This is a genomic window from Reyranella sp., from assembly GCF_965229815.1.
In the GTDB taxonomy this organism is placed as follows: Bacteria; Pseudomonadota; Alphaproteobacteria; order Reyranellales; family Reyranellaceae; genus Reyranella.
On record NZ_CBDDJN010000006.1, the window covers coordinates 932,410 to 957,886 of the forward strand.

The 25,477-nt window shown below is 68.4% G+C and carries 23 protein-coding genes; 19 read left to right on the forward strand and 4 right to left on the reverse strand.

The window, feature by feature from the left end:
• Positions 1 to 3 precede the first annotated feature (3 nt).
• The 11 genes from ACO073_RS15870 (at position 4) to ACO073_RS15920 (ending at position 11,461) form a co-directional block, all read left to right on the forward strand.
• The gene (locus ACO073_RS15870; RefSeq protein WP_421998576.1) at positions 4 to 735 is read left to right on the forward strand and encodes a DUF1028 domain-containing protein; all 732 of its coding nucleotides are present in this window, start codon (positions 4 to 6) and stop codon (positions 733 to 735) included.
• Entirely contained in the window at positions 732 to 1,427 is a 696-nt protein-coding gene (locus ACO073_RS15875; protein ID WP_421998577.1) for a DUF1028 domain-containing protein, read from the forward strand. Before ACO073_RS15870 ends, ACO073_RS15875 begins: the two co-directional genes overlap by 4 nt.
• A 22-nt stretch (positions 1,428 to 1,449) precedes the next feature.
• Complete coding sequence (locus tag ACO073_RS15880) at positions 1,450 to 2,943, forward strand: ABC transporter substrate-binding protein (protein WP_421998579.1); 1,494 nt, start codon at positions 1,450 to 1,452, stop codon at positions 2,941 to 2,943.
• A gap of 89 nt (positions 2,944 to 3,032) precedes the next feature.
• A complete protein-coding gene (locus ACO073_RS15885) occupies positions 3,033 to 3,947 on the forward strand; it encodes an ABC transporter permease (protein WP_421998580.1) in 915 nt (304 codons plus the stop codon).
• A 4-nt stretch (positions 3,948 to 3,951) separates the two neighbouring features.
• A complete protein-coding gene (locus ACO073_RS15890) occupies positions 3,952 to 4,794 on the forward strand; it encodes an ABC transporter permease (RefSeq protein ID WP_421998581.1) in 843 nt (280 codons plus the stop codon).
• Between the two features lie 10 nt (positions 4,795 to 4,804).
• Positions 4,805 to 5,620: a GntR family transcriptional regulator gene (locus ACO073_RS15895; RefSeq protein WP_421998582.1), complete on the forward strand. Its 816-nt coding sequence runs from the start codon at positions 4,805 to 4,807 to the stop codon at positions 5,618 to 5,620.
• Positions 5,617 to 6,921 carry an NtaA/DmoA family FMN-dependent monooxygenase gene (locus ACO073_RS15900; protein ID WP_421998584.1) on the forward strand — a complete coding sequence of 435 codons (1,305 nt, stop codon included), beginning with the start codon at positions 5,617 to 5,619 and terminating at the stop codon, positions 6,919 to 6,921. The genes ACO073_RS15895 and ACO073_RS15900 overlap by 4 nt, the downstream gene beginning before the upstream one ends.
• A 71-nt stretch (positions 6,922 to 6,992) precedes the next feature.
• Positions 6,993 to 8,051, forward strand: a complete 1,059-nt coding sequence (locus tag ACO073_RS15905) for an amidohydrolase family protein (protein WP_421998585.1) — start codon at positions 6,993 to 6,995, stop codon at positions 8,049 to 8,051.
• An 84-nt stretch (positions 8,052 to 8,135) separates the two neighbouring features.
• The gene (locus ACO073_RS15910; RefSeq protein ID WP_421998587.1) at positions 8,136 to 8,885 is read left to right on the forward strand and encodes a DUF1194 domain-containing protein; all 750 of its coding nucleotides are present in this window, start codon (positions 8,136 to 8,138) and stop codon (positions 8,883 to 8,885) included.
• A 226-nt stretch (positions 8,886 to 9,111) separates the two neighbouring features.
• A complete protein-coding gene (locus ACO073_RS15915; protein WP_422002157.1) occupies positions 9,112 to 10,599 on the forward strand; it encodes a SulP family inorganic anion transporter in 1,488 nt (495 codons plus the stop codon).
• Between the two features lie 16 nt (positions 10,600 to 10,615).
• Positions 10,616 to 11,461: a universal stress protein gene (locus tag ACO073_RS15920; RefSeq protein WP_421998588.1), complete on the forward strand. Its 846-nt coding sequence runs from the start codon at positions 10,616 to 10,618 to the stop codon at positions 11,459 to 11,461.
• Between the two features lie 13 nt (positions 11,462 to 11,474).
• Here the strand turns inward: ACO073_RS15920 and ACO073_RS15925 are convergent, their stop codons facing one another.
• From ACO073_RS15925 to ACO073_RS15940, 4 genes are read right to left on the reverse strand one after another with little or no spacing between them, the layout of a single operon-like run.
• Entirely contained in the window at positions 11,475 to 12,287 is an 813-nt protein-coding gene (locus tag ACO073_RS15925) for an ABC transporter permease (RefSeq protein WP_421998589.1), read from the reverse strand.
• The gene (locus tag ACO073_RS15930; protein ID WP_421998590.1) at positions 12,284 to 13,066 is read right to left on the reverse strand and encodes an ABC transporter permease; all 783 of its coding nucleotides are present in this window, start codon (positions 13,064 to 13,066) and stop codon (positions 12,284 to 12,286) included. The genes ACO073_RS15925 and ACO073_RS15930 overlap by 4 nt, the downstream gene beginning before the upstream one ends.
• A 2-nt stretch (positions 13,067 to 13,068) precedes the next feature.
• On the reverse strand, positions 13,069 to 13,902 hold the full coding sequence (locus ACO073_RS15935; RefSeq protein WP_421998591.1) for an ABC transporter ATP-binding protein: 834 nt from the start codon (positions 13,900 to 13,902) through the stop codon (positions 13,069 to 13,071).
• Positions 13,899 to 15,017, reverse strand: a complete 1,119-nt coding sequence (locus ACO073_RS15940) for an ABC transporter substrate-binding protein (protein ID WP_421998592.1) — start codon at positions 15,015 to 15,017, stop codon at positions 13,899 to 13,901. The genes ACO073_RS15935 and ACO073_RS15940 overlap by 4 nt, the downstream gene beginning before the upstream one ends.
• A 96-nt stretch (positions 15,018 to 15,113) precedes the next feature.
• On the opposite strand from ACO073_RS15940, the gene ACO073_RS15945 reads away from it, so the two are divergent.
• The 8 genes from ACO073_RS15945 (at position 15,114) to ACO073_RS15980 (ending at position 25,434) form a co-directional block, all read left to right on the forward strand.
• On the forward strand, positions 15,114 to 16,358 hold the full coding sequence (locus ACO073_RS15945) for an aromatic ring-hydroxylating oxygenase subunit alpha (RefSeq protein ID WP_421998593.1): 1,245 nt from the start codon (positions 15,114 to 15,116) through the stop codon (positions 16,356 to 16,358).
• 245 nt (positions 16,359 to 16,603) lie between these two features.
• Positions 16,604 to 17,599: a TRAP transporter substrate-binding protein gene (locus ACO073_RS15950; protein ID WP_421998594.1), complete on the forward strand. Its 996-nt coding sequence runs from the start codon at positions 16,604 to 16,606 to the stop codon at positions 17,597 to 17,599.
• Positions 17,600 to 17,624: 25 nt separating this feature from the next.
• Positions 17,625 to 18,116 (forward strand): TRAP transporter small permease, encoded by a 492-nt coding sequence (locus ACO073_RS15955; RefSeq protein WP_421998596.1) that lies wholly within the window; start codon positions 17,625 to 17,627, stop codon positions 18,114 to 18,116.
• Complete coding sequence (locus tag ACO073_RS15960) at positions 18,113 to 19,402, forward strand: TRAP transporter large permease (protein ID WP_421998597.1); 1,290 nt, start codon at positions 18,113 to 18,115, stop codon at positions 19,400 to 19,402. The genes ACO073_RS15955 and ACO073_RS15960 overlap by 4 nt, the downstream gene beginning before the upstream one ends.
• Before the next feature lie 107 nt (positions 19,403 to 19,509).
• Positions 19,510 to 21,615, forward strand: coding sequence for a hydantoinase/oxoprolinase family protein (locus tag ACO073_RS15965; RefSeq protein WP_421998598.1), 2,106 nt, complete (start codon positions 19,510 to 19,512; stop codon positions 21,613 to 21,615).
• Entirely contained in the window at positions 21,602 to 23,806 is a 2,205-nt protein-coding gene (locus ACO073_RS15970) for a hydantoinase B/oxoprolinase family protein (RefSeq protein ID WP_421998600.1), read from the forward strand. Before ACO073_RS15965 ends, ACO073_RS15970 begins: the two co-directional genes overlap by 14 nt.
• A 10-nt stretch (positions 23,807 to 23,816) precedes the next feature.
• Positions 23,817 to 24,671, forward strand: coding sequence for a fumarylacetoacetate hydrolase family protein (locus tag ACO073_RS15975; RefSeq protein WP_421998602.1), 855 nt, complete (start codon positions 23,817 to 23,819; stop codon positions 24,669 to 24,671).
• A 4-nt stretch (positions 24,672 to 24,675) separates the two neighbouring features.
• Positions 24,676 to 25,434, forward strand: a complete 759-nt coding sequence (locus ACO073_RS15980) for an SDR family NAD(P)-dependent oxidoreductase (RefSeq protein ID WP_421998604.1) — start codon at positions 24,676 to 24,678, stop codon at positions 25,432 to 25,434.
• The last annotated feature ends 43 nt before the right edge of the window (positions 25,435 to 25,477 follow it).

Genomic DNA, 25,477 nt, shown 5'->3' on the forward strand with positions numbered 1-25,477 from the left:
GCAATGTTGGGGCCACTGGGCGAGGAATTCTCGACGTTCGCGATCTCGGCGCGCTGCCCCGAGACCGGGAAGTACGGCGTCGCCATATCGACCCGCCCGATCGGTGTGGGCTCGCGCTGCCCGTTCGTGAAGCCGGGACTCGGCGTCGTCGTCACCATGGCCGTCACCGATCCCCGGCTCGGTCCGCTCGGCCTGCGGCTGCTCGACCTCGGCTACTCGGCGAGCCGGGTCCTCGACGAGATCGCCGTCAGCGATCCCCATATCGAGTACCGCCAGATCTCGGTCATCGACCGCGACGGCAATGCCGTGGCCCGCACCGGCAAGGAAAACCACGACTGGTCGGGCCACTTCTGCGAGCCGAACATGGTCGCGATGGGCAACGGCCTCATCTCCGAGCGCACCGCGTCGGAGATGGCCGAGACGTTCCGGAAGATGAAGGGCGACGATCTCGAGGCGCGGCTGATGTCGGCGCTCGAGGCCGGTCGCGATGCCGGCGGCCAGCATGGCGGCCAGCATTCGGCGGCGCTCGTCGTCTACCGCAACCAGGAATATCCGCTGGTCGACCTGCGCGTCGACGAGCATGTCGAGCCGATCGGCGAGCTGCGCCGCGTCTTCGACCTCTACCGGCCGCAGATCGAGTACTACGAGACGCGCCCCTGGCAGCCGGCGGCGCTCGGCGTCGTCGAGGACTGGGTCGAGGAGCGGGCGCGCGCGAAGAAGGAGAAGCGGGCGTGACCTTCACCGTCGTCGCCCGCTGCCCCAGGACCAAGATGCTGGGCGTCGCGATGGCGACTCACGCGCCGGCCGTCGGCAACCGCTGCCCGGTGGTGATCCCGCGCATGGGCGCGGCCTCGGTGCAGGCGATCGCCGATCCGCGCCTGTGGCAGCTCTGCACCCGCCTGATCGGCATCGGCTATCACGCGCCCAAGATCGTGGCCGAGCTCGAGAGCAGCGATCCCAACGCCGGCCTGCGCCAGATCGGCGTGGTCGATGCCTGGGGTCACGCCGCTGCGATGACGGGATCCGAGAACGGCGCCTATGCCGGCCACATCGTGGGCGAGGGCTGGCTGGTCATGGGCAACGGCATCGTCGGCCCGCAGGTCACCGAGGCGATGGCCGCCTCGATGCGCGCCACCGGTGCCGAGCTGATCGAGGAACGCCTGGTGCGCGCCGTCGAGGCGGGCGGGCGCGCCGGCGGCCAGGCGGACGGTCACTTCTCGTCGTCGCTTCTCGTCTATGGCGACGAGCCGTTCGCCTACATCGACCTGCGCGTCGACGTGCACGAGGAACCGATCGGCGAGCTCCGGCGGATCTTCGAATGGTTCAGGCCACTGCTGCCGTACTACAGCGAGCGACCCTACAACCCGCGCCTGCCGCGGGACGATCGCTGGCGTGAGCAGCAGGGTCCGTCAGCGGGGAAGAACTAGCCATCGTTCTGGAGGTGTGAGCATGCGTCGGTTTCTGGCTTCATTCGTCGTCGCGGCGCTCGCCGTCGGCGCAGGTGCGCCGGGCGCGCACGCCAAGGACTCGCTGGTCGTCGGCGCGTCGCTGTTCACCGATTCGATCGCGCCGACCGGCGGCGCCTACATCACGCTCAGCCTCTGCTACCAGACCTGGGATCCCCTGATCGCCCGCGACAGCGACGACAAGCTGATCCCGGCGCTGGCCGAGAAGTGGGAGGCGATCAGCCCGACCCAGTGGCGCTTCCATCTGCGCAAGGGCGTGAAGTTCCACGACGGCACGCCGTTCACCGCCGCGGACGCCAAGTTCACGATCGACTATGTCATCGATCCCAAGACCGTCTACGCCCGCAAGACGCGCATCGCCGGCGTCGTGGGCACCGAGGTCGTGGACGATTACACGATCGACATCAAGACCGCCAAGCCGGCGCCATTGCTGCTGCGCGGCCTGGCCGACATTCCCATCGAGTCCAAGGCCCATACCGAGAAGGTCGGTTTCGCCGAGGCTCACAAGAAGCCGATGGGCACCGGTCCCTTCAAGTTCGTCGAATGGGTCGCGGGCGATCACTACGACCTGATCGCCAACGAGGCCTACTGGGACGGCGCGCCGGCCGTGAAGAAGCTCCGGATCCGCGCCATCCCCGAAGGGGCGACGCGCGTCGCCTCGCTGGTGGCCGGCGAGACCGACATCATCGAGGAGATCCCGGTCGACCTCCTGCCGTCGGTCGAGAAGCGCAAGAACCTCAAGGTCGACGCGGTCGAGTCCTCGGTCAGCCTCGTGCAGACGTTCGACACCCGCAAGCCGCCGTTCAACGACGTGCGCGTGCGCATCGCGCTCGACTATGCGATCGACAAGCAGACGCTGTTGAAGCAGATGCTGGGCGGCTACGGTTCGGTGCTCGACGGGCAGCTCGTGACCAAGTCGACCTTCGGCTACAACCCCAACATCAAGTCGCGCCCCTACGATCCGGCCAAGGCCAAGGCGCTGCTGGCCGAGGCGGGCTATCCGAAGGACTTCCAGAACAAGATCAACACGCTGTCGGGCCGCTACCTGTCGGACGTCGACATCGCCAATGCCGTCGCCGGCATGATGACCGAGGCCGGGGTCAAGACCAGCGTCAACGTCGTCGAGGGCGGCGTGTGGTCCCAGCTCGACCGCAGCCGCGACCAGGGCCCGATGTACCAGGTCGGCTGGTTCAGCGTCGGCGACGCCGACTTCAACACCGTCTGGTACACCGAGGTCGGCAAGCGCAACTACTGGAGCAACGCCGAGTTCGACAAGCTGTGGGCCGAAGCCCGCTCGACCCTCGACGAGGCGGCGCGTCTCAAGGCCTACAACCGCATGATGGAGATCATGCACGAGGAGATGCCGTCCATCTTCCTGTTCGGCCTGCCGCGCATCTCGGGCCGCTCGGACAAGGTGTCGGGCTGGAAGCCCTCGCGCGACTCCCTGCTGCGCCTCAGCAAGGTCAGCGTGAAGTAGGGCACCGGCATGCGGGCCAAGGCACATCACCGTCCCGGGGAGCGGCCCGCTGGGCCGCGGTCCCGGGATGAGCGCCCCGTGGCCTGACCATGCGCTACCTCCTGCGGCGGCTCCTGCTGGTGCCGGTGCCGCTGATCTTCGTCATCGCCTTCGTCTTCGTCGTCCTGCGCCTCACCGGCGACCCGGTGGCGATCTATCTCGGTCTCGACGCTACCCCGGAGCAGGAGGCGGTGCTTCGCGCCGAGCTGCATCTCGACAAGCCGCTGGCGGTGCAGTTCGGCTACTTCCTCCTCGACCTGGCGCAGGGCGATTTCGGCACCTCGATCCAGTTCAAGCAGCCGGCCATGGACATCGTCGGCGAGCGGCTGGGCGCGACGCTGCAGCTGCTGGCGCTCGGCCTCCTGCTGGCGATCGTGCTGGGGATCCTCGGTGGCATCGCCTGCGCGGTATGGAAGGACCGCATCCCCGACTTCGTCATCTCGGTCCTGGCGGTGCTCGGCCAGTCGATGCCGAGCTTCTGGCTCGGCATCCTGCTGATCCAGCTCTTCGCCCTCGACCTGCAATGGCTGCCGACATCGGGGCAGGGCGGCCTCGAGCATCTCGTGCTGCCGACGATCACCCTGGCCACCTTCCTGGTGCCGAACTTCATCCTGGTGACGCGCGTGAGCGTGCTCGAGACCATGCGCGAGCAGTTCGTGGTCACGGCGAGGGCACGCGGCGCCGGCCCGGCCCGCGCGCTGTGGCGGCACGTCCTGCCCAATGCGATCAACCCCGTGGTCAGCCTGGTCGGGCTGCAGCTCGGGCGCCTGATGGGCGGCGCGGTGGTCACCGAATCGGTCTTCGCCTGGCCCGGGGTCGGGCGTCTCATGGTGAGCGCCATCTTCCAGCGGGACGTACCGATCGTGATCGCGGCGGTGTTCGTCGTGGCGGTCACCATCGTCCTCGCCAACCTTGCGGTGGACCTCGTGCAGGCCGCCATCGACCCGCGCATCCGGCTGCGGTGAACCCATGAAGTGGTTCGGCCCGCGCCTGAAGATCCAGATCGGCGTCACGCTGGTCGTCGGCATATGCCTGGTGGCGATCTTCGCCCACCAGCTCGCGCCCTACGACCCCTATGCCCAGAACCTGATGCTGCGCCTGCGTCCGCCCGTCTGGGAGATGCGCGGCACCTGGGCCCATCCGCTGGGCACCGACAATTTCGGCCGCGACCTGCTGTCCCGGCTGATCTACGGGTCGCGGCTGTCGATCGTGGTCGGGCTGATGGCGATGGTGGTGGCGCTGTCGGTCGGCACGACGCTGGGCCTGGTCGCGGGCTATCTCGGCGGCCGCACCGAGCAGGTCATCATGCGCTTCGCCGACGGCTACCAGGCGATCCCGGAGATCCTGCTGGCGATCGTGGTCGTCGCGGTGTTCGGCGGCGGCGTCACCGTCCTGATCCTGGTCCTGGGCTTCGCCGGCTGGGAGAGTTACACCCGGGTCGCCTTCAACCTCACGCGCAGCCTGCGCGAGCGACCCTTCGTCGAGGCCGCCGTCGCCTCGGGGGCGGGTGGCCGCTACGTGATGTGGCGGCACATCCTGCCGCAGATGTCGCCGGTCCTGACGGTGATCGCCACCCTGCAGGTCGGCCAGCTCATCCTGCAGGAGACGGCGCTCAGCTTCCTCGGCCTCGGCCTGCCGCCGCCCACGGCCACCTGGGGCAACATCCTGGCGGAGGGACGCGACCGTCTGCTGGTGGCGCCCTGGATCGCCAACCTCGCGGGTGCGGCGATCGTGCTGCTGGTGCTGGGCGTCAATCTGCTGGGCAACGGGCTGCGCGAGACGCTAGACCCGCGACGCACGGAAAGAAAATAGGGAGAGAGCCATGCGTCGCGACCCGATCCCCGCCTACTACCGCATCTACCAGGTGCTGAGCGAGCGCATCGCCACGGGCCTCTATCGCCTGGGCTCGCAGCTGCCGACCGACAGCGAGATCATGGCCGAGTTCGGCGTCGGCCGGCACACCGCGCGCTCCGCGGTCGAGGAGCTCGTGGCGCGCCAGCTCGTCCGGCGCTTCCCGGGGCGCGGCACCTTCGTGCTGGAGAGCAATCCGTCCCGGCCCGACTGGAGCGCCCGCGCGCTCGAGGACCTGCAGATCCACGACCCCGAGGCGCGCTTCGATCTGCACGGCATCGAGAGCCTGGCGCACGACGCCGATCCTCGCGTCGCGGCGCTGCTCCAGTTGCCCCCGGGCGAGGGCATGATGCGCATATCGTGGAGCCGCGTGCGGCCCGAAGGACCGATCGGCTTCTGCGCCGCCCACCTGCCGCAGCACCTGGCGGACCGCCTGCCGGCGGACATGGCGCAGCAGATGCACTCCGCCCGCGTGATCCCGCTGATCGAGAAGCATTGCGGCATCCAGGCCTTCCGCGTCCAGCAGACCTCGTCGGCGGTGGCCGCCGACCGTCATCTCGCGCGCCGCCTCGACGTCGCCGAAGGGACGGCGCTGCTGCTCCTGCAGCGCGCCTACTTCGATATCGAGGGCACGGCCGTCTACTACTCCGATCTCTGGGTGAGGCCGGACCGCTATGTCCACAAGATCGAGCTTTTCCGCCAGCGGCAGGCCGTGGAACTGGCCCGTCCAGTTCCCGGCCAAGCCGGGGCGATGCCCGTGAGCCGCGTTGAGAGGTCCTCGTCATGAAGAAGATGTTCCACCTGGCCTGGTTCCTGTCCCAGGGCTACGGACCCAAGGCCTGGCGCAGCGACTTTCCCGGCAGCGACCTCAATCGCTGGATGATGCCCGACATCTTCGTCGACCTGGCGAAGGGCATGGACCGGGCCTGCTTCGACTACATGATCATCGAGGATTCCTCGAACGTGCCCTACACCTACCAGGGCTCGCACAACGCCTATCTCCAGTATGCGGCGAGCGCGCCCAAGCTCGATCCGGCGGTGCTGGTGCCGTACCTCGCCATGGCGACGAAGAATCTCGGCATCGTGCCGACCCTCTCCGTGTCGGAGTATCCGCCGTACCTGCTGGCGCGCCTGGTCAACTCGCTCGACCACACGACCGAGGGGCGGGTCGGCTGGAACTGCGTGACCGGCAGCAACGACGGCGCGGCGCAGAACTACGGCCACGACAAGCACCGGCCGCACGACGAACGCTACGACGTGGCCGACGAGTTCGCCGACGTCGTGACCCGGCTGTGGGAAGCGTGGGAGCCCGACGCCGTGGTGCTCGACCGCGAGAAGCCGATGTTCGCCGACGGCTCGAAAGTCCATGCGATCCACCACGAGGGCAAGTACTTCAAGGTGCGCGGGCCGATCAACGCGCCGCGCTCACCGCAGGGCCGGGTGCCGATCTGCCAGGCCGGCGGCTCGCCGCGCGGCCAGCGCTTCGCTTCGCGCTGGGCCGACACGATCATCACCGAGGGCGGCGGCAGCATCGAGAGCATGAAGGCCTACCGCGAGCTGGTGCGCAAGCAGGCCGCCGAGTTCGGCCGCAATCCGGACGACATCAAGGTCCTGTTCCTCGCCCATCCGATCATCGACGTCAGCATGGAGGCCGCCCGCGAGCGCTCGAAGATGGAGCAGCGCGAGGCCGAGCAGCATCTCGACCTGCATCTCTCCGGCATGTCGCGCCTGACCGGCATCGACTTCTCGAAGTTCGATCTCGACGAGCCCCTGCCGTCCCACCTCACGACCAACGGCCACCAGTCCTCGCTGGCCAAGTGGATCGGCAAGACGCCGCGCTCGATCCTGCAGAGCTACACGCGCAAGGGCGGCATCGACTTCACCGGCACCGCAGACCATGTCGCCGGCATGATGCAGGAGATCATGGAGGAGGTGGGCGGCGACGGCTTCCTGATCTTCAACAGCTATTTCGACCGGCGCTACGTCATCGAGGTCTGCGACGGGCTGGTGCCCGAGCTGCAGCGCCGGGGCGTCACGCGCAAGGCCTACGCCCACAAGCACCTGCGCGACAATCTCCTGGAATTCTAGCCGCCGTCGGTCGGCGGAACGGCAGGACAGGGGCAAGGGGCCGCTGGCGCGGCCCTTGCTTCCCGGGGCCCATGACCCTGCCGCTGATCGACGTCCACACCCATATGTACCTGCCGCGCTACATGGCCCTGCTGCGGCAGCGCACGAAGGTCCCGCGCGTCGTCTCGCGCGCCGGCGGCGACCGGCTGGTCATCCTGCCGGACGAGGAGGCCGATACCTCGACGTCCGCCGGCCGCCCCATTGGCGGCGAGTTCCATGAGGTCTCCCGCAAGCTCGCCTTCATGGACCAGCACGGCATCGCCGTATCGGTGGTGAGCCCGGCCAACCCCTGGATCGATTTCGTGGAACCCGAGGAGGCGCCGGCCCTGGCCGCCCAGCTCAACGACGACCTCGAGGCGATCTGCGCCGGATCCGCCGGCCGCCTCCTGGGCTTCGGCGTCCTGCCGCTGCAGCGGCCCGAGACCTGCGCCGCCGAACTCCGCCGCATCGCGGGGCATCCCCACATGCGCGGCGTCATCGTCGGCTCGGCCGGCCGCGGCAAGGGCCTGGACGATCCCGATTTCGAGCCGATCTGGAAGGCGGCGGCGGATGCCGGCCTGTTCGTGTTCATCCATCCGCACTATGGCGTCGGCCACGGCCTGTTTCCCGACACCGGCCACGCCATGATGCTGGCGCTGGGCTTCACCTTCGAGACCTCGATCGCGGTCGCGCTGCTGATCCTGCGCGGGACGCTGCAGCGCCATCCGGCGCTCAAGCTGCTGATCGCCCATGCCGGCGGCACGCTGCCCTATCTGGCCGGCCGCCTCGATTCCTGCGTCAAGAACGACATCTCCAAGGATTTCGGCCTGGCCCAGCCGCCCAGCCATTACCTCCGGCAGTGCTGGTTCGATTCGATCTCCTATCATCCGCCGGCGCTCGCGGCGCTGGAGGCCTTCGCGGATCCGTCGCGGATCATGTTCGGCACGGATCATCCGTTCTTCCGGCCGCATGTCGGCGACGCGGTGCTCGACCGGACGACCTGGCCGGTGCCTGAGGAGAACCTGCAGGCCCTGGCCTCGCTGTCGCCGGCGCGCCAGAAGGCGATTGCCTACGAGAACGGCCTGGCGGCCTTCGGAATAGCATTGCCGTAATGCAGCGAAGGTGAAGGCCCGGCCCTTGCCGGAGCCGGTCCCGGTGCGGCACCGTCGACTCCTGGCCGGGCCGGAGATGGACACATGACTCAGGCGAGGAGACTGCTGGCGGCGTTGCTGGGTCTGGCGCTGGCCTGGGGCGGCAGCGCGGCCCGGGCGGCCGATCCCGTCGACCTGCTGCTGGTGCTGGCGGCCGACGTGTCGCGCAGCGTGACCGAACCCAAGTTCCGGCTTCAGCGCGAGGGCGCGGCCGCCGCGATCTCCCATCCGGATGTGCTGCGCGCCATCACCTCGGGGCAGCATCGGCGCATCGCCGTGTGCTTCGTCGAATGGGCGACGGTCGGCCAGCAGAACGTGGTGATCGACTGGACCGTGATCGGTGACGATGCGTCGGCGCACGCCTTCGCGGGCCGTCTGGTCGAGGCGCCGCGCTCCTTCATGGGCTCCACGTCGATCAGCAGTGCCATCGATTTCGCCGTGGGGCAGATCGATCGCGCGCCCTTCTCCTCGGAACGGCGGGTGATCGACGTGTCCGGCGACGGCACCAACGTCTCGGGGCGCCCGGCGGGCGACGCGCGCGACGAGGCCACTGCCAAGGGCATCGTGATCAACGGTCTCGTCATCCTGACGCCGCTCGAGGAATCGCTGCGGCCCGACCACACCAACCCGCCGGGCGGCCTCGAGAAGTACTTCCAGGACAACGTCATCGGCGGCTCCGGCGCCTTCACGGTCGTGGCCGAGGATCATCGCGCCTTCGGCCGTGCGCTGACCAAGAAGCTGATCGCCGAGATCGCCGGCCTGCCGCCGCACCAGCTCGCGTCCGCACCGGAGTAGGCGCGGCGGATCCGGGCCGCGCCGGACCGGACAGGACAAAACGACCTTGTCTTTCCGGCATGCCCGTTGCATTGCATCTGTCATGACGCCGCCCTGACCTGACGTCCTGATCCGCCGTCCTCGCTCCGCACCGGAGCGTGCGCGGACGTCCTGGTCTTCTCCCGTCCATCACCAACCGTCGCCGCCCGGAACGCTCGTGCCGTGGCGCGGCATGGAGAGATTGTTGCTGTCACTTTCCTGGTCGCGTCTGCGCAGCGAATGGCTCGGGAACATCAAGGGCGACGTGCTGGCCGGGCTGGTCGTGGCCCTGGCGCTGATCCCCGAAGCCATCGCCTTCTCGATCATCGCGGGCGTCGATCCCAAGGTCGGCCTCTACGCCTCGTTCTCGATCGCGGTGATCACCGCCATCGTGGGCGGCCGTCCAGGCATGATATCGGCCGCGACGGCGGCCACGGCCGTGCTGATGGTCACGCTCGTCAAGGAGCACGGCCTGCAGTACCTGCTGGCGGCGACCGTGCTGGCCGGCGTCCTGCAGGTGGGGGCGGGCCTGCTGCGCCTGGGCTACGTCATGCGCTTCGTCTCGAAATCGGTGATGACCGGTTTCGTCAACGCGCTCGCCATCCTGATCTTCCTGGCGCAGCTGCCGGAGCTGATCGGCGTGACCTGGGTCACCTATGCGATGGTCGCGGCCGGTCTCGCGATCATCTACGGCTTCCCCCGGCTGACCCGGGCCGTGCCGTCGCCGCTCGTCTGCATCGTCGTGCTGACGGTGGTCTCGATCCTGCTGAAGCTCGACGTCCGGACGGTCGGGGACATGGGCGAACTGCCCTCGACCCTGCCGGTGTTCCTGCTGCCCGACGTTCCGCTCACCCTCGAGACGTTCCTGATCGTGCTGCCCTATTCGGCAGGCATCGCCGCCGTCGGCCTGCTCGAATCGCTGATGACCGCACAGGTCGTCGACGACCTGACCGACACGGGCAGCGACAAGAACCGCGAATGCGTCGGGCAGGGCGTGGCCAACATGGCCACGGCCTTCATCGGCGGCATGGCCGGATGCGCCATGATCGGCCAGTCGGTGATCAACGTGAAGGCGGGCGGTCGCGGGCGCCTCTCGACCTTCTGCGCCGGCATGTTCCTGCTGTTCCTGATCGTGGTGCTGGGCCCCTGGGTGAAGCAGATGCCGATGCCGGCGCTGGTGGCGGTGATGATCATGGTCTCGATCGGTACCTTCAGCTGGGTGTCGATCCGCAACCTCCGCACCCATCCGCGCTCCTCGAGCGTCGTGATGCTGGCCACCGTGGCCGGCGTCGTGCTGACCCACAATCTCGCCGTCGGCGTCGTCCTCGGCGTGCTGCTCTCGGGCATCTTCTTCGCCTGGAAGATCGCCCAGCTCTTCCGCGTCACCTCGGTGGCCTCCGATGATGGTCGCGCACGGACCTACAAGGTCGAGGGCCAGCTCTTCTTCGCCTCGGCCGACGACTTCACGGCCGCCTTCGACTTCAAGGAAGCCCTGGAGAAGGTGACGATCGATCTTGCCGCCGCCCATATCTGGGACATCTCGAGCGTTGCCGCGCTCGACAGGGTCGTGCTGAAGTTTCGTCGTGAGGGGGCCGAGGTCGAGCTGATCGGCCTCAATCGGGCCAGCGAGACCATCGTGGACCGCCTGGCCATCCACGACGAACCCGGCGCGCTCGACAAGCTCGGCAGCCATTGAACGGGAGGGCGTGGACATGACGACGATCGTCGCCTGCATCGACGGCTCGCTCTATTCCCACAGCGTCGCCGACCATGCGGCCTGGGCGGCCGGACGTCTCGGCGGCCGCGTCGAGCTGCTGCAGGTGCTGGGGCGGCGCGAGGTCCCGGCCGCCGATCTCAGCGGAAACATTACCGCAGACATGCAGGAATCGCTGCTGGCCGAACTGGCCGCCGTGGACGCCCAGCGGGCGAAGCTCCTGCAGAAGCGGGCGCGGATCGTGCTCGACGAGGTCAGGACCCGGGTGGCGGCGGCGGGTGTCGCCGAGGTCGGCATCAGCTTGCGCAACGGCGATCTGCTCGAGGAACTGGCGGCGCGCGAGGCCGCCGAGCTGATCGTCATCGGCAAGCGCGGAGAGGCGGCGGACTTCGCCCGCCTGCATCTCGGCTCCAACATCGAGCGGGTCGTCCGCAGCTCCCATCGGCCCATCCTGGCGGCGTCGCGCGCCTTCCGGCCGATCGCCCGGGTCCTGATCGCCTTCGATGGCGGACCGAGCGCGCTGAAGGCGGTCGACCATGTGTCTCGCTCGCCGCTCTTCGCGGGACTCGCCGTCTCCCTGGTGACGGCGGGACGGGACGGGCCGGAGGTGCGCCGACGGCTCGACGCGGCCGCTGCGCAGTTGCGGGGCGGCGGGCTGGCGGTCGACCCGACCGTCGAGCCGGGACCGTCGGAGAAGGCGATCGCGGCAGCCATCGAGCGGAGCGGCGCCGACCTTCTGGTGATGGGCGCCTACGGGCATTCGCGCGTGCGCAGCCTGATCATCGGCTCGACCACGACGGAGATGATCCGCGCCTGCAGGATCCCGGTGATGCTCTTCCGCTGAGGAGCGTGGGTGGCTACCGGCTGTCGTAGAGCCGTATCACCACCGCCTCGAGGGCCAGGAAGAAGGCGAACAGCACGATGCCGACGCCGCACAGGAGCAGGATGGCGGCGAGGAGGAGCGCTGTCTCGAAATTGTTGGCCGAGAACAGGATGATGTAGCCCAGCCCGGTCTGGGCCGTGATGAACTCGCCCAGCACGACTCCGATCACCGCGAAGGTCACGCCGATCCGCAGGCCGGCGAAGATGTGGGGCAGGGCGAAGGGCAGCTTGACAGTGAGGAACATGCGCGGCCGCGCCATCATCAGGCTGCGGCACAGGCGCTCGTAGCTGGGCGGCGCCGCCTGCAGGCCGGTGATCGTGGCGACCAGCACCGGGAAGAAGGCGATGAAGACGGAGAAGGTCACGTTGGCGACGAAGCCCGTTCCGAACCACAGCAGGAAGACCGGCGCCAGCGCCACCTTGGGGATGAGCTGGAAGAAGATGATCGTCGGATAGACCATGCGCATCAGCGTCGCCGAGTAGGAGACGGCGAGACCGAGCGCGATGCCGAGAAGGGCGGCGGCCGCGATCCCCGCCACGGCGCCCCAGAAGGTCGGCTGCGCCTGCTCGAGCAGCACGTCGAGCGAGCGGGTCAGGGTCGCGTAGACCAGGCTCGGCGCCGGCAGGAGGCGGGTGCTGACGACGCCGCTGCGGCTGACGAGCTCCCAGCCGCCGATCAGCAGCAGGAAGGCGACCGCCGGCGGCGCGAGCGTGCGGGCGGCCGACCGGGCGAGGCCGGCGAGGTCGTAGCCTCGCGTCCTGGCGAGGGGAAGGCCGATGTCGGTCATTCGCCCTGCCACCGCCGGATGGCCAGCTCGCCGGCGTGGACTGCGCCATAGCAGACGAGGCCGATCAGGCAGAGCACGGCGATGGCCGCCAGGATGAGGTCCGTGCGCAGCAGCGCCGCCGCCTTGAGGATCAGGAAGCCCAGCCCCTCGGACGAGGAGATGAACTCGGCGACGATGACGCCGATGACCGCCAGCGTGACGGCGATCTTGAGGCCGGCGAACAGGTAGGACATCGACGCCGGCAGGCGGATCAGCCAGAAGGTGCGCCACGGGCTGGCCGTGAGGCCGCGACCCAGCCGGACGAACGAACGGTCGGTGGCCTCGAGCCCCGCCATCATGGCGATGAAGATCGGGAAGAAGCCGATGAAGGCGGCGATGGTGATGCGCGACGGCCAGCCGATGCCGACCCAGACGATGAACAGCGGCGTCCAGGCGATCTTCGGCACGAGCTGGATGACGACGACCAGCGGATAGATCGCGTCGCGCAGCAGGCGGCTGAAGGAGAGCAGGGAGGCCAGCCCGACGCCGAGAACCGTCGCGACGGCGAAGCCCGCCAGCGTGTCGCGCACCGTAGGCACCGTCTGCCGCCAGATCTGGTCGAAGTCGCCGACCAGAGCGGCGCCGATGTCCGACGGCGCCGGCAGGATCACCTTGGGATAGTCGAACACCATCACCACGACCTGCCACAGCAGCAGCAGGCCGGCCCCGAACGCGGCGGGCAGCATGAAGGCGCGGAACTGGTCCAGGGTCGCCGTCAGCGAGGGGGCCGGGCGGGCCATGGTCAGTGGGGGACGTGCTGGATCTTGCCGCGCAGGTGGCCGCAGATCTCGTTGAAGGCGACCGTCTCGCCGATTTCCAGGCCACGCGGACGGGCGAAGGGGATACGCACGTCCTCGATGATACGGCCCGGGCGGCTGCTCATCACCAGGACGCGGTCGGCGAGATAGACCGCCTCGCGGATGGAATGGGTGACGAACAGCGCCGTCCGATGATGCTCCTCCCACATCTTCATCAGTACGAGGTTCATCTCGTCGCGCGTGATCGCGTCGAGGGCGCTGAACGGCTCGTCCATCAGCAGCAGGTCGGGCTCGTAGACCAGCGCCCGGCAGATGGCGACGCGCTGGCGCATGCCGCCGCTGAGCTGGCGGGGTTTGTGATGATGGAAGCCCTTGAGCCCCACCCGGTCGAGCAGCCCGGCGGCGCGGGCGACGGTCGCGGCATCCTTGGGGCCGGTGCCCCGATCGGCCGCCTGGAAGGGGAACAGCACGTTGTCGAGGGCGCTCTTCCAGGGAAGAAGGGTCGGGTCCTGGAACATGATCCCGGTCTCGGCGCGCGGGGCGGCGAGCGGATGCCCGGCCACGGCGATGGTGCCGCGGCTCGGCGTGTCGAGGCCCGCGACCATCATCAGGAGCGTGCTCTTGCCGCAACCCGACGGGCCGAGAAGTGCCACGAACTCGCCCGCCTTGACCGTGAAGGTCGTCGGGGCCACCGCCTCGACCTGTTGCCGGGTCCCCTCGTTGTAGACCTTGGAGATCCGGTCGACGACCACGTAGTCGGGACCGGCCGCCGCGACGGCGGCCGGCTGCTCGATGCGGAGCGCGGTCGCGCTGGTCATCCCAGCGCGTACTTCGACGAGGCCGCCTTGGCCTTTGCCCACTCGGCGTCGGTGAGCTTGAGCTTGCCGACGAACTCGTTGGTGAACAGGGCGTTGGGGTCGGGCTTCTTGTCGCCCGGCGCCGAGGCGTTCTCGAGGATGAGCTCGGTCATCTTGGCGTAGACCGCCGGCTCGGCGAAGCCGACGCCCTTCTCCATCGGCGTCTTGGAGCAGTAGTTGGCCGCCCACACGCCCATGCCGATCTCGAGCTGTTCCTTGGCGGTCGATGCGAGCTTGAGCTCGGGCACTTCCTTGAACAGGATCTCGATCGTCTCGGACGGATTCAGCAGGGCGAACTTGACGCCCTCCGACAGGCCCATCGTCATCGCCTCGCACAGCGCCTTCTCCTTGGCGAAGAACTCCGGCGTCGTGGTGAGCGAGTGGGCGTAGAAGGGCAGGCCGTACTTGCTGTACAGGAACACCCGCGGATTGACGCCCGCGGCCATCAGCTTCGGCAGCGCGCTGGCAATGAAGCAGGTGATCGCGTCGCACTGCTTGTCGATCAGGGCAACCTCGCGAACCTTGTTGTCGAGGGCCACCGACTGGATGTCCTTCATCGTCAGGCCGACGTTCTTCAGGAACGCCGGCAGGAACGGGTATTCGCCCGAGGTGAGGGTCGACCCGACCTTCTTGCCCTTGAGGTCGGCCGGCGCCTTGATCGGCCCTTCCGGCCGGACGGCCACGCCCATGGTCGTGTCGTAGTTGAAGCAGCCGAGCGACAGGAGCGGCAGGCCCTTGACCGCCTGCTGGATCGAGTTGGGCGCCGCCGGGATGCCGAACTCGTACTTGCCCTGGGCGATCGCCTGGGTCGCCGCCGCCGAGCCCGTGCCCTTCTCGATGACCACGTCGATGCCCGACTTGGCCCAGAACTGCTTGGCCGCGTAGGACCAGATGTTGGCGCCCTCGGGCAGCCAGCCGAGCGTGTACTTAACCGTCACCTTCTTCTGCGCGAAGACCTTCTTCGGCAGGAAGGCCGCTCCCGCGGCCACGGCGGCCGCGCCGGCGGCAGCCCCGACGAGCTGGCGGCGGGAAAGTCCGTTGGCCCCGATCGCGACCGCCTTGGATGGTTTGCGCATATGACCTCCACACCTGAAATCCCCGGAGAACGAGGCAACATGCATGCCAATGGCACGGGCCTTGCTGCCCCCCAGGGGCGGCAAGGGGAGAGAACCATGGACACGATCGTCTCGAAGCGCGGCGCCACGGGGCGGGTTCGTCCGCCTGCCGTCGAGGCGCTGCTGGCCGAGATCGCCGGGCTGGACGAGGCGGCGGTCCAGCAACGCATGATGCCGGCGGGCTGCTATACAGAGCCGGAATTCTTCGCCTTCGAGAAGACCGAGGTCTTCGCCCGCACCTGGATCTGCGTCGGCCGGGTCGAGCAGGTCGCGGACACGGGGGACTGCCTCGCGACCGAGGTCGCCGGCGAGCCGGTCCTGGTCGTGCGCGGCGAGGACGGTGCGATCCGCGCCCTGTCCGCCATCTGCCAGCACCGCGGCGAGATCATTCCCTGCCCGGAGAAGGGAAAGGCGCTCCGCTGCCCGCTGCATTTCTGGACCTACGACTTCGAGGGCCGGCTGGCCGGCGCGCCTCGCATGGGGGGCGCCGACGCCGTGCAGGCGCTGCGCCGGACGGTTCGCCTGCCGCAGCTGCGGGTCGAGCTGTGGCATGGCTTCATCTTCGTGAACCTTGATCCTCAGGCACGGCCGCTCGGCCCCAGCCTCGCCAAGCTCGAGCCGCTCTGGGCCGGCTACGAGGCGACCGGCCTCAAGGCCCTGCCGCCCGCGATGAGCGACACGCCGCTCCCCTGGAACTGGAAGGTCCAGGTCGAGAACTTCACCGACGCCTATCATCCCGAGTACGTGCACATCGGCACCCACGACTTCGCACCCAGCGTGATGGATGGCGACGGCGTGCGCTTCACCGAGATGAAGCCGGGCGACAATGCCATCGTGCGCAGCGTTCCGATGCGCACGCCCGACGGCGGCATGATGAAGGAGGGCTGGGGGCCGGACGCCGCCTTCCCGGCGATCGCCACCCTGCCGCCCGAGCAGCGGCGACGCATCACCTTCGCCATGCTGCCGCCCAGCCTGACCATGATGTTCGCGCCCGGCACCGTCGCCTACACGCTGATCCGCCCGACTGCCGTCACCGCGACCTTCGCCGGTTCGGACCGCGTGACCTACGGCGGCTGGCTGCTGCCGCAGAGCACGCTCGACCTGCCGGACTTCCTCGACCGGTGTAAGGCGGTGAGCGAGGGCGGGTCGAAGATCTGGGCGCAGGACGTCCCGGTGAACCGCGGCATGCAGGCGGCCAAGAGCTCGCGCTTCCTGCCAGAGGGGATCTACGGGCCGCTCGAGACGACGTTGCAGCAGTTCAACGTCTGGCTGCTCGAGGCCTATCGCCGGGCCATCGGCTGAACTGACGATCCCCGCTGTTGGCGGTTACTGAAAACAGTAAAATTCGGCAGCGTGTTGCCGAAATCAGTACGGACTGAACAAAATTTGCTTCTTGTAAGAATGCTGGCGCACTCCTACCAATCGAGTGGGGGTTCGCGCGGGCCGGGCCGGGATGGGGCGCCGGACTAGTCGGGACACTGAATGCCGGCATCGCGCCGTCACCTCCGCCACCGCCGTGTGCGACCGATGTCGAATGAGGTGACGCGATGTTGAAGAGGATTCCGTTGCTGGCGCTGACTGCCGCTGCGCTGGCCATAGGCTGGGCTCAGGCGGCCGTGGCCGAGCCGATCACGCTCCGCTTTGCGATGATCACCGCCGAATCTTTCCCCTACATGGATGGCGCGAAGAAGTTCAAGGAACTGGTCGAAGCGCGCTCCAAGGGCGACATCAAGGTCCTGCTGTTTCCCGGCGGACAGCTCGGCAACGAGCGCGAGATCAACGAGGCGATCCTGGAAGGCTCGATCCAGATCGGCGTCGGTGCCGGCGCGATGGCCAACCTGGCGCCGATCTACAACATCGTCCAGGTTCCGTTCCTGATCCAGGGGCAGAGCCACATGGCGGCGATCGCCGACGGTCCGGTCGGCGTCAAGCTGGCCGACCGCATCGAGCAGCAGGCCGGCTTCAAGGTGCTTGCGTGGTTCAGCACCGGCGACAGCCCGATCGAGACGGTGAAGAAGCCGGTCAAGACGCCTGCCGACCTCGCCGGGGTGAAGATCCGCGTCATCGAGACGCCGGTTCTGGTCGACGCCATGCGGGCGCTCGGGGCCAACCCGACTCCGATGCCCTACACCGAGGTCTATACCGGCCTGAAGCAGGGCGTCATCGAGGGCGCACATCTCGACGTGCTGTCGGTCGACACGCTGAAGATCGCCGAGGTCGCCAAGAACATGACCGACTGGGAGCAGATCACCTTTGTCTCCGAGCCGCGTCCGGTGATCATGAGCAAGAAGTACTTCGCGTCCCTGTCGCCGGCCAACCAGAAGATTGTCCAGGATGCCATGAAGGAGGCCGCCGTCTACGAGCGTCAGGTCTTCAAGGACAAGATGACCTCGATCCGCAAGAAGCTCGTCGAGCAGGGTGTCACGATCACCCAGGTCGACGCGCCGGCGTTCGTCGAGAAGCTGAAGCCGGTCTGGGCGAAGTACGCCGCCCAGCTCAAGGCCGAAGACCTGCTGGCCGAGATCGTCGCGCTGCGCAAATAGGCGCAGTCTCGTGAGGCGGCCGGCCATGAGCAGAGCGCTCGACCTCCTGTTCGAGAGGCTGGCCGTCTTCGTGGCCGGCGCCGCGCTGGCCCTTGCGCTGGGCGTGATGGCAGCCCAGGTCGTGTGCCGCTACCTCCTCGACGACAGCCTCGTCTGGTCCGAGGAGGTGGCGCGCTACGCCCTGGTGTGGAGCTCGATGGTCGGCGCCGCCGTCGCCTACCGGCAGGGCGGGCACGTCGCCATCACCAACCTGGTCGAGCGCCTGCCGGCCCGGCTGCGCCTCGCCGTTTCGCGGGTCGTCCACCTGCTGATCCTGGGCTTCGGCGGCCTGGTGGCCTGGACGGGATGGGCGCTCTCAGCCCGCAACTTTGCCCGCCATCAGCTTTCGGCGGCCCTGCAGATCGACATCGCCTGGGTGAACCTGGCAATCCCCGTGGGCGGGGCACTGATCGCCGTGGCGGCGATCGAGGCGATCGTCACGGCCGCCAAGCCGAGCGCCGGGGTCAGCACGCTGTGACGGGGCTGGTCGCCTGGTTCGTGGGCCTGCTAGTCATCGGCGTTCCGATCGCCTTCGTGCTCGGAATCGCCACGTCGATCTACCTCGTGACCAGCGGAATCGCACCGCTGTCGGCGGTGCCGCAACGGCTGTTCGCGGGCCTCGACCAGTTCGTCCTGATGAGCATCCCGTTCTTCATCATGTCGGGCGCCCTGATGAACGAGGCACAGCTGACCAGCCGGCTGGTCCAGTTCGCCAATCACCTTGTCGGGCGCTGGCGGGGTGGCCTCGCCCAGGTCAACGTGCTCAGCAGCCTGTTCTTCGGGGGCATCACCGGGGCCGCGACTGCCGACGTGGCGGCACTGGGCCCGATCCTCATTCCGGCGATGGAGAAGCAGGGCTACCGGCGCGATTTCGCGACCGCGGTGACCGTGGCATCGTCGCTGTGCGGCCCGTTGATCCCGCCAAGCATTCCGATGCTGGTCTACGGGATTTCCTCCGGCAGCTCGATCGGCGCCCTGTTCCTGGCCGGCGCCTCGCCTGGCGTGGCCGTCGGCATGGCGCTACTCCTGCTGAACCGCTACCTGCTGCGCAACATGCCCGTGACGGAGGCGGAGAGCGGCGGCCCGGTCGGCTGGATGGTGCGGGCGTCGGGCTTTCTCGCCAGCTTCCGCATCGCGCTTCTGGCGTTGCTTATGCCCGTCATCATCGTGGGCGGGGTGATCGGCGGGATCGTGACGCCGACCGAATCGTCGGTGGTCGCCGTCGTCTACGCCATGGTGGTGGGGCTGGCGATGCGGACGCTCAGCCCGCGGACCATGTGGCGCCTGATCGCCGCGGCAGCGATCACCTCGGCGACGATCATGCTGATCGTTGCGGCGGCGAACCTGCTCGGCTGGGTGCTCGCGTTCGAGAGGGTGCCGCAGGCCGTGGCCGACGGGTTCCTGGCCCTGACCGACAATCGCTGGGCGTTCCTCGGCCTTGTCATCGTCCTGCTGCTGATCGTCGGCCTGTTCCTCGAGACTTCCGGGGCGATCATCATCCTGACGCCGGTGCTGCTGCCGGCGGCCCAGGCCTACGGCTTCGATCCAGTCCATTTCGGCGTGGTGCTCGTGTTCGGCCTTGTGATCGGCCTGCTGACGCCACCCGTCGGCCTGTGCCTGTTCATCGGCTGCAGCGTCGGCAACGTCACGATCGAGCAGCTCAGCAGGGCGTTGCTGCCCTTCATCGCGGTGATCTTCTCGGTCTATCTCGTATTCGCGTTCGTGCCGGCTGCCTCGCTGTGGCTGCCGCGACTGTTGATGTAGGGGCGGGGCATGGGGGAGGCGCGGGTTGACGATGGGGAGTTTCAGTGTTCCACTGAAAACACTGAAAAATTGAACGACATCGTTCGTTATCCCGGAGATCAGGCAACGTGTACACGATAGCGGTCGACATCGGCGGCACCTTCACGGACGTGATCGCCATCGACAATCGCAATGGCCATACGGTCATGGGGAAGGCGTTGACCACGCCGGCCGACCTGCAGCAGGGCGTCATGGACGGCCTCGCCAATGCAGCCGACAACTTGTCTACCAGTGTCCGCGACCTTCTGCAGCGGACCGATCGAATGGTCCATGCGACGACCCAGTCGAGCAATGCGGTCTTCGCCTTTACCGGCGCCTGCACCGCCGTCCTGACGACGCGCGGATTCGGCGACACTCTGACGATCATGAGGGCGGCGGGCCGCGTTGCCGGGCTCAGCGTGTTCGAGCGCCACCACTACCGGGCCACGTCAAAGCCTCGGCTGCTGGTCGACGAGCGCGACATCGTGGAAATCAGCGAGCGCGTCGACGCGGACGGCGACGTCGTGACGCCGCTCGACGAGCTGCAGGTCGCCCGCACTGCCCGCTCCCTGGTGGAGCAGGGCTACGAGGCGGTCGCCGTTGCCTATCTATTCTCGCATCAGAATCCGGCACACGAAAGACGCACTGCCGAGATCATCCGTCGCGAGGCGCCGCACCTTTACGTGTCGGTGTCCGCGGACATCGCGCCCGTGATGGGCGAGTACGAGCGCAGCGCCACGGCGCTGTTCAACGCCTATGTCGGCCCGGTCATCGACAGCTATCTGGCCCGGCTCGAGCGCACCCTGGCCGAGGCAGGCCTCCGGCAGAAGCTCCTGATCGTCCAGGCCAATGGCGGGCTGGCGACCGTGGCCCAGACGGTTCCGATCTACACGATCGAGTCAGGTCCGGCCGCCGGCGTCGTCGGCGCCGCCCACATGGCCGCGCGGCTCGGTCATCCGAAGGTCATCGCGACCGACGTCGGGGGTACGACCTTCAAGGTCGCGGTGATCGAAGGCGGCGCCTGGAGCTACAATACCCAGACCGTCCTCAACCAGTACCAGCTCCGCCTGCCGATGATCGACGTCGCCTCGATCGGAGCGGGCGGCGGCTCGATCGCCTGGGTGGACGGCGGTCGGCTGCGCATAGGGCCGAAAAGCGCCTCGTCCTATCCAGGACCCGCCTGCTACGGGCTCGGCGGCAGCGAGCCGACCGTGACGGACGCGGACGTGGCCCTGGGGTACATCGATCCCGACAATTTCCTCGGCGGCCGCATGAAGCTCTACCGCGATCGCGCGCTCGAAGCGATCCGGGAGAAGGTGGCGGACCCGCTGTTCGGCGGCGACGTGCTGGCGGCGGCGGCCGGCATCCGGCGCGTGGTCGACAGCCAGATGGCCGACCTGATCCGCAAGTGCACGCTGGAGCGCGGCCACGATCCGCGCGACTTCGTCATGATGGCCTATGGCGGGGCGGGCCCCGTCCATGCCGCGTCGTACGGCGCCGAGGCGGGCGCGGCCAAGGTCCTGGTCCCGTACTTCGCGACCGTCCATTCCGCCTACGGCGCGGCCTTGTCGGACATCCGCTTCAGCCTGCAATTCTCCGAGCCGATCGTGTTGCCCAACGATCCTACGAGGATCGAAGCGATCTTTGCCGGGATGGAGAGGCAAGGGGCCGAGGCCCTGGCGCGGGCCGACGTTCCCGAGGGCCGGCGGCGCTACGATCGCTGGGTCGAGGCGCGCTATCGCCGCCAGGTCCATCAGCTGCGGATCCCGGCGCCGGCGGTCGTGGATGCCGCCGCCGTCGGCCAGCTCGCAGCCGCTTTCGAGAAGGAATACGAGCGCCTGTTCGGCCCGGGATCGGGACTGACCGACGCCGGCATCGAGCTGATCAACTATGGCGTCGACGCGGTGGGCGTCGTCGACAAGGCACCGTGGAAGGAGGAGGCGCCGGGCGGCACGGCCGCACCGTCGTCGATGCGCGACGTCTGGTGCCCTCGGCGCAAGGCCATGGTTCGGACGCCGATCTACGACGGACCGTCGCTGCCGCCCGGCACGCATCTGGAGGGGCCGGCAGTGATCGAGCATCCGGGCACGACCATCGTCGTGCTGGCAGGGCAATCGGCCGACATCGACGCGTTCCGCCATACCCACATCCTCATCGGCAGCGACGTCAAGGGAGGCCGCGGTGGCCATAAGTAGCACGCGCATCGACCCGGTGACCTTCGAGGTCCTCAATCACCGCCTGCTGAGCATCACCGAGGAGATGGGCATCCAGTACATGCGGTGCTCGGGCTCCAACGTTCTGATCACCGGAAACGACGCGGCGACCGCGATCATGCAGCCGGACGGCGCGCTGGTGTCGGTCGGCCCCTACATCGTGACCCAGGGCAACGTCCTGCCGCTGATCGTCGACAGCACCAAGCGCCTGAGCGGCGACGTCGGAATCAACGACGGCGACATCTTCATCTGCAACGATCCCTACCTGGGGGCGATCCACCACCCAGATTTCGCGACGGTGGCGCCCATCTACTGGCAGGACGAGCTGATCGGCTGGATCGGCGCCTCGGGCCACCAGCTCGACACCGGCGGCATGGATCCGGGCGGCTTCTCGATCAAGGTCGTCGACGTCCACCAGGAGGGGTTGCGCATGCCTCCGGTGAAGCTGGTCGACCGCGGCACGATGCGCGAGGACGTGCTGCGCTGGATCCTGAACCAGGTGCGTGACCCGCTGGTCGGGCTGGACGTCAAGGGGCAGGTGGCGGCGCTCAACACCGGCCGCCGCCGCATCCTCGAGCTGGTCGAGAGCTGGGGCGTGGAGACGGTGAAGGCCGTGATGGCTCAGTCGATCGACCATGCGCGCGAGAAGCTCAGGAGCCGGCTGCGCGAACTGCCCGACGGCGTCTGGCGCGACGTGCAGTACATCGACCATGACGGCCACGAGACCAAGATCTACCAGATCGTCTGCACGATGACGAAGCAGGGAGAGGCGCTGACCTTCGACTTCAGCGGCACCAGCCCCAACGCCCGCGGGCTCATCAACTCGACCTATTCGGGTCTGCAGGCGGCCGTCCTCTCGGCGGTCTACATCAACCTGTGCTGGGACATTCCCTGGAATCGCGGCGTGCGGGACTGCCTGGAGTTGATCACCACGCCCGGCACCGTCAACAACTGCGCCTATCCCGCCCCTTGCGCCATGGCGACGATCTCGGCGGTGATCGTCACCATCGACGCCTCGTGGCGATGCCTGTCGCAGATGCTTATGGCCGACGAGCGCTACCGCGAGCAGTCCATGGCGGTATGGTCGGGAACCTCGATGGCGCCGATCTTCGCCGGCACCAGCCAGCACGGCTTCCCGTTTGCCGCCACCGAGATGAGCCACTTCGGCGGCGGCGGCGGGGCGCGTACCTACGACGACGGCGTCGACACGGCGGGCATCGTGTTCAACACGACGCCCAACATGCCGAACATCGAGGACCAGGAATCCGAATATCCCGTTCTCTACCTCTTCCGGCGTCACCTGAAGGATTCCGGCGGACCCGGCCAGTTCCGCGGCGGCCGCTCGGCCGAACTCGCCTACACCGTCCACAAGGCGCCGGACGGACGGCTCGACGGGCTGTTCGCCGGCACCGGCGCGGAGATGCCCAATGCGATCGGCATTGGCGGGGGTATGCCCGGCGCCGCCATCCGCATCGCCCGCGTGCTGAACACCGACATCGCGCACCGGATGAAGGCCGGAGAGCCGCTGCCCGGCGCGCTCGAGGACATCCAGGGCACCATCGAGATCCTGCCGCCCAAGCACACCAGGTCGTCCATGGACCTTGGCGACGTCTGGTATCACAGCTGGCAGGCCGGCGGCGGCTACGGCGACCCGCTGCGGCGCGAGGCGGCCAGGGTTGCGCTCGACGTCGCCCGCAAGGCCGTGTCGCCGCGGGCGGCCAACGACATCTACGGCGTCGTCTTCGACGGTCAGGGTGCGGTGGACGAAACCGCCACCCAGGTCCGGCGAGGGGCACTGCGCGCCGCCCGGCTAGAATGCGCCGTCGTGCCGGAACCGACGGATGCCAGCATCTCCTTCGCGGGCCGAGGCCGACGCACGGTCGCCGGGACGCTTGTCATCGACTTCGACCGCGAGGCCGTGACCTGTGGCGAATGCGGCCATGTCCATTGCCGGCCGCAGGACAATCTCCTCGCCCATCTCCGGGAGGTGCGCGCGCCGCTCGACGCCGCCGGGCCGGTGCGCGGCGAGGACTACGACAGCGGCCGCTTCCACCTGCGCCAGCTCTGCTGCAGTCACTGCGGCAGCCTGGTCGACGTCCAGGTCGCCCTCCAGGGGGCACCGCGACCCTATTTCCGCATCGACAACTGGCCCGTGGCGGCGGCCGCCGAATAGCAGGACCGACATGCTCGTACGCTTCTCAGACAATGCCTCCTCGCCGCTGCGCACCGGGCTGCGGCTCGGCGACCGTGTCCTCGACCTCAGCAGCCGCTTCCCGAGCATCGCGTCCTTCGTTGCCGCGCATCCCGACGGCTGGGACGCGGCCGCGATCGAAGCGAAGGGCTTGCCCGCGCACGAACTGGCCGACGTGCATCTCGGCCCGCCTGTCGACGACGGCGCGTCGGTGTATCTGGTCGGAGCCAATTACAAGAAGCACGCGGAGGAGGCCGGCCTGGACGTGCCGGCCGCGCCCGTGATCTTCATGAAGCCCACCACGTCGCTGGTGGGTCCGACGGATCCGATCTGCCTGCCGCCGATCTCCTCGGAAATGGACTACGAGGGCGAACTGGCTGTCATGATCGGACGTCCGGCCCGGCGGGTCAGCGCCGCGCAGGCCCCCGCTCACGTCGCGGGTCTCACGGTCGTCAACGACGTCACCGCGCGCGACCTGCAATGGATGATGCTCGGCAAGAACCGCATCGTCGACTGGCTGTCGAGCAAGGGCCTCGACCGGTCGACCCCGGTGGGACCGGGGATCGCCAGCCGCACGGTGGCGGCGGATCCCCACCGGCTGCACCTCACGACGGACCTCAACGGCCAGCGCATGCAGGACGGCGAGACCTCGCTGATGGTGTTCTCCATCTGGGAGCTGATCGCCTTCCTGTCGGCGCGGGTCACGCTGCGGCCGGGTGACATCCTGTCGACCGGCACCCCGGTCGGCGTCGGCGGCTTCCGCAAGATCTTCCTCAAGCCGGGGGACCGGGTGAGGGTCGAGGTGTCCCACGTCGGCGTCCTCGACAACCCCGTGGTGCAGGACTGAGGCGATGTCGGAACTCGACGGCAAGATCGTCCTCGTCACCGGCGGAACGCGCGGGATCGGCTTCGAACTGGTCCGATCGTTCGCGGCCGAAGGGTCGAGCGTCGCCTTCTCGGGCGCGACCGCCGACTCTGTCGCCCAGGCAGCGGTTCGTCTGAAGGAAGTCGGAGCGCCCTTCGACGCCTGTCGCGGCTTCGTGGCGGATTTCGCGGACGCCGATACGCCGTCCCGGTTGATCGCGGAGGTCGCCAAGGCGTTCGGCGGGATCGACGTCCTCGTCTGCAACGCCGGGGTCAGCGGCCCGTCCGACCCCTGGATCGTGCAGGCGGAGGAGTGGGATCGCATCCTCGCCGTCAACCTGCGCGCCGCCTTCTTCTGCGCCCGGGACGCCGCCGAGGAGATGGGGGCGAAGGGCGGCGGGAGCATCGTGAATATCGCCTCCGTCGCCGGGCAGATTGGCGGCGCCGCGACAGGGCCGGCCTATGTCGCCGCCAAGGCCGGCATGATCGGCCTGACCCGTTCGCTCTCCCGGCACTTCGCGAAGCTCCATGTGCGCGTGAACTGCGTCGCGCCGGCCGACATCGACACCGACATGACCGCCGGATGGCCGGACGACCTGCGGCAGCGCCTCGTCGCGATGACGCCGCTCGGCCGCTTCGGACAGGTCGACGAGGTTTCGGGCGCGGTTCTGTTCCTGGCTGGAGGCGGGGCCTCGTTCGTCACCGGCCAGACCATCAACGTCAACGGTGGGATCTACATGGGATGAGGCCCTGAGCGGCAGCGGTCCGGGCCGCCCCGCGAAGGCACGC